At 59.2% G+C, this 8,438-nt stretch carries 10 protein-coding genes and 1 tRNA gene; 5 read left to right on the top strand and 6 right to left on the bottom strand.

The window, feature by feature from the left end:
• A partial coding sequence (locus JWS10_RS09980; protein WP_299506903.1) for an NAD(P)H-hydrate dehydratase occupies positions 1-1,524 on the top strand: 1,524 nt, incomplete at its 5' end.
• A gap of 60 nt (positions 1,525-1,584) precedes the next feature.
• On the opposite strand, the gene JWS10_RS09975 is transcribed toward JWS10_RS09980, so the two are convergent.
• Complete coding sequence (locus tag JWS10_RS09975; protein ID WP_299506902.1) at positions 1,585-2,058, bottom strand: Hint domain-containing protein; 474 nt, start codon at positions 2,056-2,058, stop codon at positions 1,585-1,587.
• A 206-nt stretch (positions 2,059-2,264) separates the two neighbouring features.
• Between JWS10_RS09975 and JWS10_RS09970 the strand changes: the two genes are divergently transcribed.
• The 3 genes from JWS10_RS09970 to JWS10_RS09960 all read left to right on the top strand — a co-directional run bounded on the left by JWS10_RS09970 (position 2,265) and on the right by JWS10_RS09960 (position 4,540).
• Positions 2,265-2,349: transfer RNA gene (locus JWS10_RS09970), tRNA-Leu, on the top strand.
• Positions 2,350-2,373: 24 nt separating this feature from the next.
• Complete coding sequence (gene tig, locus JWS10_RS09965) at positions 2,374-3,708, top strand: trigger factor (protein WP_299506901.1); 1,335 nt, start codon at positions 2,374-2,376, stop codon at positions 3,706-3,708.
• Positions 3,709-3,793: 85 nt separating this feature from the next.
• A complete protein-coding gene (locus JWS10_RS09960) occupies positions 3,794-4,540 on the top strand; it encodes a hypothetical protein (RefSeq protein WP_299478575.1) in 747 nt (248 codons plus the stop codon).
• On the opposite strand, the gene JWS10_RS09955 is transcribed toward JWS10_RS09960, so the two are convergent.
• The 5 genes from JWS10_RS09955 to JWS10_RS09935 all read right to left on the bottom strand — a co-directional run bounded on the left by JWS10_RS09955 (position 4,511) and on the right by JWS10_RS09935 (position 7,962).
• Positions 4,511-5,452, bottom strand: a complete 942-nt coding sequence (locus JWS10_RS09955) for a DMT family transporter (protein WP_299506899.1) — start codon at positions 5,450-5,452, stop codon at positions 4,511-4,513. The genes JWS10_RS09960 and JWS10_RS09955 overlap by 30 nt on opposite strands.
• A gap of 411 nt (positions 5,453-5,863) precedes the next feature.
• Positions 5,864-6,448 carry a 50S ribosomal protein L9 gene (gene rplI / locus JWS10_RS09950; RefSeq protein WP_299478583.1) on the bottom strand — a complete coding sequence of 195 codons (585 nt, stop codon included), beginning with the start codon at positions 6,446-6,448 and terminating at the stop codon, positions 5,864-5,866.
• Between the two features lie 10 nt (positions 6,449-6,458).
• Positions 6,459-6,686: a 30S ribosomal protein S18 gene (gene rpsR / locus JWS10_RS09945; protein ID WP_054008603.1), complete on the bottom strand. Its 228-nt coding sequence runs from the start codon at positions 6,684-6,686 to the stop codon at positions 6,459-6,461.
• A 29-nt stretch (positions 6,687-6,715) separates the two neighbouring features.
• Entirely contained in the window at positions 6,716-7,171 is a 456-nt protein-coding gene (gene rpsF / locus JWS10_RS09940; RefSeq protein WP_299478590.1) for a 30S ribosomal protein S6, read from the bottom strand.
• A 371-nt stretch (positions 7,172-7,542) separates the two neighbouring features.
• Positions 7,543-7,962 (bottom strand): PACE efflux transporter, encoded by a 420-nt coding sequence (locus JWS10_RS09935; RefSeq protein ID WP_299506897.1) that lies wholly within the window; start codon positions 7,960-7,962, stop codon positions 7,543-7,545.
• A 101-nt stretch (positions 7,963-8,063) separates the two neighbouring features.
• Between JWS10_RS09935 and JWS10_RS09930 the strand changes: the two genes are divergently transcribed.
• The coding region (locus tag JWS10_RS09930) for an ACP S-malonyltransferase (protein ID WP_299506896.1) at positions 8,064-8,438 on the top strand (375 nt) is incomplete at its 3' end.

Here is an 8,438-nt window from a genome sequence, read left to right as displayed (position 1 = left end):
GCCGTGCTGGAGGAATGGCCGGAGATGGCGCTGAGCTCGCACCGCGCTGTGGTGCTGTGCGGGCCGGGGAACAACGGCGGCGACGGGTTTGTGGTGGCGCGGCTGCTGGCGGCGCGGGGGTGGGACGTGGAGGTGTATCTCTATGGCGACGCGGGGAAGCTGCCGCCGGATGCGCGGGTGAATTATGAGCGGTGGTGTGAGGTGGGGGAGGTAAAGGCGTTTACGGTAGGCGTGGATACTTGGGATTCACACCTCGTTATCGACGCTGTTCTCGGGTTGGGATTGACGCGAGGGTTTGATCTGGGCCTTGGACTAGCAATCACGCATGTCGTTGGCAAATTACATGCGGGTCAACATGTGTGTGCGATTGATTGCCCTAGTGGTCTGTGCCTCGACAGCGGTTTTGTGCTGAAGACTTTGGAAGGCAAAGGCGACGCTATTTACGCCGATCTGACTGTGACATTTGCATCAAAAAAGATTGGCCATGTGATAAGTGAAGGCCCCGAGTTTTGTGGCAATGTCGTGATTGCAGATATTGGATTACCATGGGCTGCGCGGCGACGGGCGTTGGCAAATCTATATAATGTTTCTCCCCCGGAGCAGGTGGTGCGAAAGAAGGTTGCCTTTGAGCTTGTTGAGATCGACGAAAGTGTTGCTCAAAAAGGTGGCGGACACGTTTCAACTCATAAGTTTTCCCACGGCCACGCCCTGATCGTCTCGGGCGATCACGGCCATGCCGGGGCGGCTCGAATGGCGGCTCGGGCGGCGCTTCGGATTGGGGCGGGGCTTGTGACGGTGGCTTCTCCGCTGGCGGCGATGGCGGAGAATGCGGCGCGGTTGGATGCGGTTATGTTGAAGCCGGTGGCGGATGCGGCGGGGTTGGCGGAGGTTTTGGCGGATGCGCGGATTAATGCGCTTTGTTTGGGGCCGGGGATGGGATTGGACGCGGCGGCGGTCGGGTTGGTGAGGGTTGCGCTTGAGACGTCGAGGCTCCGGCTCAAGCCCGGAGCGGCGTGGGGATTGCGGCTCGTGCTGGATGCGGATGCGCTGACGTTGGTGGCAAGGGATGCGGGGTTGTTTGCGTTGTTGCATGACGGGTGTGTGCTGACGCCGCACGCGGGTGAGTTTGCGCGGCTGTTCCCGGATATTGTGGCGAAGTTGGCGGCTCCGGCTGTCACGGGTCCGGCCTATTCCAAGGTGGATGCCACGCGAGAGGCGGCGGCGCGGGCGGGGTGTGTGGTGCTGTATAAGGGGGCGGATACGGTGATTGCGGCACCGGATGGGCGGTGTTCGATCAATGCGGCGGTGTATGAACGGGCGGCACCTTGGCTCGCGACTGCGGGGTCGGGCGATGTGCTGGCGGGGTTCATCACGGGTCTTTTGGCGCGGGGGTTTGAGCCGATGCAGGCCGCAGAGACGGCGGCTTGGCTGCATGTCGAATGTGCGCGCAGTTTTGGGCCGGGGTTGATTGCCGAGGATCTGGCCGAGGAATTGCCGAAGGTGTTTCGGGCGTTGGGGGTTTAGCGGATCGCGGTAAAGGGGCGATTGTGCGTAAATCTTGCGCGGAATTGGGGCGGATGCAGTTTAGGCGGCGACGGGCGCGCTGGTGCAAGCCAGTTCCAGATCGCCCGCATAGATCACCACATCTTCGTCAAAGCGCAGGGTGAAAAGCCGCAGTTCAGCGATGATTTCGGCGCGGATATATTCGCCATCGACGAGGCGGCTCGCAGGGATCAGCGCGGTTGCGTCGCCGGTCAGGGCTTTGGCGCGCCAATCGCGGATCAGGATGGGTTGATCGGGGGTGACGGTGATCACGTCAGTGGGGCGGCCCACGCCGAGCACGCCTTGCGAAATCCGCACGACGCGGGCGTTTTGCACCAAGGTCATCTCAATCGCCAACAGCTTGCGCGCGCCGGTGCGGGTGATGACGCGGTCGCCGGGGCTGAGGTATTCGACCGGAAACGCGCCTTCCAGCGTCATCACCTGCGTGCCAATCGCCAAACCGTGATCAAGCACCCTACGGGCGTTGGCGATGTTCATAGCGGCGTAGACGGTCATGGCGTGCCTTACACTCGGGTCAGTGCTGCCAGCTTACCGCCAAATACGGCAATATTAGGTTAATGCCTCAACTTTTCGCGGTAAATTCACCCGAAGCGCAAGTTTCACTTTTCCTCTCGCTTCCCTCGCGCGGCTTTGTTAGAAGGGCGCGGATTTCAAGGCGCGCTTTTCGGCCTTCGGGCTGGAATCTGCGTTTTGATGCATATGCGGGTATGGCGAAATTGGCAGACGCACCAGATTTAGGTTCTGGCGCCGCAAGGCGTGGGGGTTCAAGTCCCTCTACCCGCACCAAAGAATGATGAGAAGGACGGACACATGCAGGTCACCGAAACCCTGAAAGACGGCTTGAAGCGCGCCTACACCATCACGGTGTCCGCCGCCGAGCTGGAAGCCAAAGTTCAGGAAAAACTCCTCGAGGCGCAGCCCGAGGTCGAGATCAAGGGCTTTCGCAAGGGTAAGGTGCCACTGGCTATCCTGAAAAAGCAATTTGGTCAGCGCCTGATGGGCGATGCGATGCAAGACGCCATTGATGGCGCGATGAAGCAGCATTTTGAGACCACGGGCGACCGCCCAGCCTTGCAGCCCGACGTGAAGATGGTCGGTGGCGAGACTTGGAAAGAAGGCCAGGACGTTGTGGTTGAGATGGCTTATGAAGCCTTGCCACCGATCCCGGATCTGGACACTTCGAAAATCACGCTCGACCGTTTGTCGGTGAAAGCCGATGAGGCTTCGGTTGAAGAAGCGTTGAAGAACTTGGCCGCAACCGCGCAGAACTTCACCGAGAAGAAAAAAGGCGGTCGTGCCCGCGACGGTGATCAGGTCACCATCGACTTCAAAGGCTCGGTAGACGGTGTGCCGTTTGAAGGCGGCGCTGGCGAAGATTATCCGCTGGTTCTGGGCTCTAACTCGTTCATTCCGGGTTTTGAGACACAACTGGTTGGCGCGGCGATTGGCGATGAAGTCACCGTCAACGTCACCTTCCCCGAAGGCTACGGCGCGGCCAATCTGGCAGGCAAAGCGGCAGTGTTCGCTTGCACCATCAAGGATATCAAAAAGCCGGTTCCGGCTGAACTGGATGATGAGCTGGCGAAGAAATACGGCGCAGAAGATTTGGCTGCGCTGAAAGCTCAGATCGCCGAGCGTCTCGAAGCTGAATACAAAGGTGCGGCGCGGGCTGTGCTGAAGCGTTCGCTGCTGGATCAACTCGACGGTCTGGTGAAGTTCGACCTGCCGCCGGCTTTGGTCGATGCAGAGGCGGCTCAGATCGCGCACCAGTTGTGGCATGAAGAAAACCCCGACGTGCATGACCATGACCACGGCTCGGTTGAGACCACCGACGAGCATAAGAAACTGGCCGAGCGTCGCGTGCGTCTGGGTCTGGTTCTGGCTGAGGTTGGCCGCAAAGCCGAAGTCACCGTGTCTGATGCTGAAATGACCCAAGCGGTTTTGGCGCAAGCGCGTCAATACCCGGGCCAAGAGCGGCAGTATTTCGACTTTGTGCAGAAGAACCCGAACATGCAGCAACAGCTGCGCGCTCCGATCTTTGAAGACAAAGTTGTCGATCACATCGTGGCAGGTGCGCAAGTGACCGATAAAGAAGTCAGCAAAGAAGAGCTGCAAAAGTTCATCGAAGCTTTGGACGAGATGTAATCTTCGCTTCCTGCTAATAATCCGGGGCCGCTCCATTGGGGCGGCCCTTTGCTTTACCCCGTTCTACGCTGTTTTGGAGGCCGCCATGCCAGAGTTTTTGCCCGATCTGCCCGTTGATGGCATTCTGGAATGTCTCAAACGCTCACCCGGGCATGAGGTGAATACGGGCAAGATGGATGGGCCGGAATCGTCCAGTGCATTGACCGCCAATGCGTTTGGCTGGTTTTTGAACCGGGCGCAGGATTTGCCACCGCTGCCGGGCGTGCCTGCGGGACAGGTGTCGTCGGTCACGTTGGAGGCCGAGATGCGGTTTCCGTGGACCGGCGGCCGGCATCCGTGGCTGGACGTAGCGATTGAAACCCACACCACTTTGATCGGCATTGAAGCGCGGCGTTACGAGCCGTTTCGCCCGATGAAGGCCAATGGCTTTGCCGAGGTGTTTGATCGACCAGTCTGGGGTGAAAAGCTGCCGCGCTTTACCAAGCTGCGCGATGATATGGTGGCGGGTGAGGCTGGCTTTCAGACCTTGGACGCGGTGCAACTGATCAAATCGGCCTATGCGATTTTGACGCGGGCTGAGAAGCGGGCTGTTGGTGGCGTGCTGGTTTATTTGTATGCCGAGCCTGCGAATTGGGCCTCGGGCAAGCCAGTGGACCCTAAGCGGATTGCTTTGCATCGCCGCGAGGTCACGCAATTTGCCAAGCTGGTGGCGGGTGATACCGTCAGCTTCGTGCCGATGCGCTGGCAGGATTTGCTGTATCATTGGGGCAAGTCCGCGAAACTTGCAGGCCATGTAGCTGCGCTAAACGACCGCTTTGGGGCTTTGGGGTAAGCGTCGGCTCTCTTGCAACAACACGAATAACCCCGCGCCTGCGATGATGCCGATGCCGAGCCAGCCTTGGGCGTCGGGCCAGTCGCGCCAGAACAGCCAGCCCCATAAAACGCTCCAGATCAGGCCGAGGTATTCGAACGGGGCAACGGTCGAGGCCGCTGCGATGCGGTAGGCTTGGGTGAGCAGCCACAGGCCCATCGCGGCGACGACTCCGCAGGTCATCATCAGAGCGAGGTCGCGCGTGGTGGGGGTGATCCAGCCACGCGTGAGGAACGCGAGGCTGGCGTGGCTGGTGTTGGTGTGGCTGCCGTCATGGTAGTATAGCGCCATCAGGCCCGCGCCGCTGAGGAACACTATGGTGGACCAGAACGCCAAAGCAGCGGCTGTTTCGGTGCCGCCCATTTTGCGCGCGGTGATCATCGAGATCGCATAGGTGAGGCCGGAGAGAATCGGCAGGATCGCGGCCCAGTCGAACAAGTCTGATCCGGGGCGGACCATGATGACGACGCCGATAAAGCCCAGCACCACGGCGGCCCAAGCGGTAACGCTAACTCTCTCGCCCAGAAACAACACCGAAAGCAGGGTGATGAACAGCGGGCCAGAGTAGAACAGCGCGACGGTGGTGGGCAGCGGTAGGCCAGCGAGCGCGATGTAAAAGCTGAAATAGGCTATGAACATCACTAGCCCGCGCAGCAGCATCTTGCTGACGCCCGCGCTGAACAAGGTGCGCAAGCCGCCGTCGAAATGCGCGAAGGCCAGCAGGAACGGAATAGAGGTGAAACCCCGGATCAGCATCGCCTGATACAACGGATAGCCGCCGGAAATCAGCTTTAGAATCAGGTCTTGCACGGAGAAGACCGAGATCCCGGCGATCAGGTAGAAGATACCCAGGGTTGTGGTTTTACGGTTCATGTCGGGCAAATTAGGTGAGGGGAGGGCAGTGGGCTATTCGGTTTGCGACATGGTTTGATCAAAAGCGGGGCGTTTGGTTTGGGCTGGAAGTTGAGGCGAGACTGAGCGGGGGAGACTGTGCGGGGGATGCAGGCGGTTTCACTTTTGGTGAGAGCTTGATTCGGCAGGGGCAGCAGTCTTTAGCTTGTCAAGCAACGCTGCGGTTTCGGGGATGTGATTGAGACTGGCAGCGATATGCGCGGCGGCGTGGGGAAGCAGCATATGCCTCACTCAAGTCCTCGGGCCGATCCTGCGCTAGGACGCGGATCAGGAACGCTGAACATCTTGTGCAACGGACATGACTTTCGCCACCCAAAAGCAAAACCGCGCGAGGTTGCCCTCGCGCGGTTTTAATTTGCAAACCAGACCAGCTTAGTCGCGGGTCAGGTCTTCGCCGTCTTGGGCAGCGCCCATTTCCGAGAACAGGTTGGCGATCTCAAAATCGGCTTCGGCTTCTGCCTCGGCTGCGAGTTCTTGGATCGACTTGCCGGAAGCTTGCAGCGTGGCTTCTTCAACCGAACGTGCGACGTTCAAGCTGAATTTCACGGTTACTTCCGGGTGCAGGATCACCGAAACGGTGTGCACGCCAAGTTCTTTGATCGGACGATCGAGCACGATTTGCGCACGGTTGACGGTGAAACCATCTGCAATCGCAGCGTCTGCTGCGTCACGGGTGGTAACCGAACCATACAAAGCGCCCGAATCGGATGCCGAACGGATGATCACGAAGGTCTGGCCATCCAGCTTTTCGCCGACAGCTTCGGCTTCTTTGCGGGTTTCCAGGTTGGTGAGTTCCAGCTGTGCTTTCTTCACTTCAAACGAGGCAATGTTGCCAGTGTTTGCGCGAAGGGCTTTGCCTTGCGGCAGCAGGAAGTTGCGCGCGTAGCCGTCCTTGACGTTGACGACTTCGCCCATTTGGCCAAGCTTGGCCACGCGTTGGAGCAGGATTACTTGCATGATTGAACCCTCACTTCACAGCGTAGGGCAGCAGAGCAAGGAAACGCGCGCGTTTGATGGCTTGAGCCAATTCGCGTTGTTTCTTAGCCGAGACTGCGGTGATACGGGACGGCACGATTTTGCCACGCTCGGATACATAGCGTTGCAGCAGGCGCGTGTCTTTGTAGTCGATTGCCGGAGCATTGTCGCCCGAGAACGGGCAGACCTTGCGGCGGCGGAAAAACGGTTTGTTCGCCATGATTTAGGCTCCTTTCCTGAGGCTGGGGATCAACGACGCGGGCCGCCGAACGACGGACGCTCACCACGGTCACCACCGCGGTCAGGACGATCGCCGAACGAAGGACGCTCACGACGTTCGCCGCCGAAACCACCCTCGGGGCGATCTCCGCGCTCACGCTCGTCACGCTTTTGCATCTGAACCGACGGGCCGTCTGCATGAACGTCAACCTTGATGGTCAACAGACGCATGACGTCATCGTGCAAGCGCATCAGGCGTTCCATTTCCAGAACTGCCGAAGCGGGTGCATCGGTTTTCAGCAAGGCGTAGTGGCCCTTGCGGTTTTTGTTGATCTTGTAGGCCATCGTCTTGACGCCCCAGTATTCATGCTCGACAACTTTACCGCCGTTGTCGGCCAGAACCGTGGAGAAGTGTTCGATGAGGCTTTCAGCCTGCGCGGTGGACAAGTCCTGACGCGCGATCATAACATGCTCGTATAGCGGCATGTGTACTCCGATCTGTCTATGTGGCGCATTTCATAGGACGGGCAAACACTTTCCGCGGCCCGTCCACGAGAGCCTGCGCCGTTACGTGGAAATGCGGAAAGATTGGGGGCTTATAGCGGGATTGGTCGGGGATGCAAGGCGTCAGCTATTGCGAAAACGCCATCTTTTCTTGCTCGATTTGGCCGCAGACAAATCTAGCCGCGCCTGCCTGCCCTCGGCAGGCGCGAAAAGCGCCAGCCCAGTCAGGCGCGGCCAAATTATTGAGGTATGGTTTGCGGCACAACACCCCTTGCCCAACGGCTTTTAGCCTTATGAGCAACTTACCGGAAAACTCTGCGCCGCAGAGTTTTCTATCGGTTCGGAGCAGATGATTAGCGTGCGGATTGCGGCAAACCGAAGATGCGGTCGAAGCTCCATGTGAAAACGTAGGTGTAGAGGATGAACAGCACGATCAGCCCAGCCTCATACTTCAGCGCCGTCCAGATATCGACACCCAGCCACCATGCCATGATCGGCAACACCAAAATCACCAAGCCGCCCTCGAACAGCAGCGCATGAACAGCGCGGCGGCTCAGGCTGCGGCCTTTGATGGTCTGGCGGGCCTCCCATGACTCAAACATCGCGTTGAAGCCCATGCTCCAGCCCATTGCGATGGTGGCGGTGATCGCGGAGAGGATCAAAGATTGCGCAGGATTTGCGTCGGACATTGCCAGCAAGCCGAGGGTAGCTACTGCCACGCCGAGGGTCTCGAAGCTTATGGCATAGATGATTTTGCGTGTTGTCGGTGTCATGCGGCGCATCTGGCTTGGGCGGGGCGCTGCTGTCAAGACAGGCGGGGCGTTGCACGGAGCAGCGTCACAAGGTAAGCCAAAGGCAATAAAGGGAGGGCCAGATGAGCCGCGCATTCGTATTTCCGGGGCAGGGCGCCCAGACTATTGGCATGGGCAAGGCTCTGGCCGAGGCTTATCCGGCCGCCAAAGCGGTGTTTGAGGAGGTCGATGAGGCTTTGGGCGAAAAGCTGTCCAGCCTGATCTGGGACGGCTCCATCGACGATCTGACGCTGACGAAAAATGCGCAACCAGCGCTGATGGCTACGTCTATTGCGGCGCTGCGGGCGTTGGAAAGCGAAGGCATCGGCATTGAGACCGCGTCTTTCGTGGCGGGGCATTCGCTGGGCGAGTATTCGGCGCTTTGTGCTGTGGGGGCGCTCGATCTGTCTGATACGGCGCGGCTGCTGCGGATCAGGGGGCAGGCGATGCAAGAGGCT

The organism is Cypionkella sp., from assembly GCF_028290025.1.
Taxonomy (GTDB): domain Bacteria; phylum Pseudomonadota; class Alphaproteobacteria; order Rhodobacterales; family Rhodobacteraceae; genus Cypionkella.
Note: the sequence above shows the minus strand (reverse complement) of the source record. Positions and strands in the feature narration are given on the sequence as shown.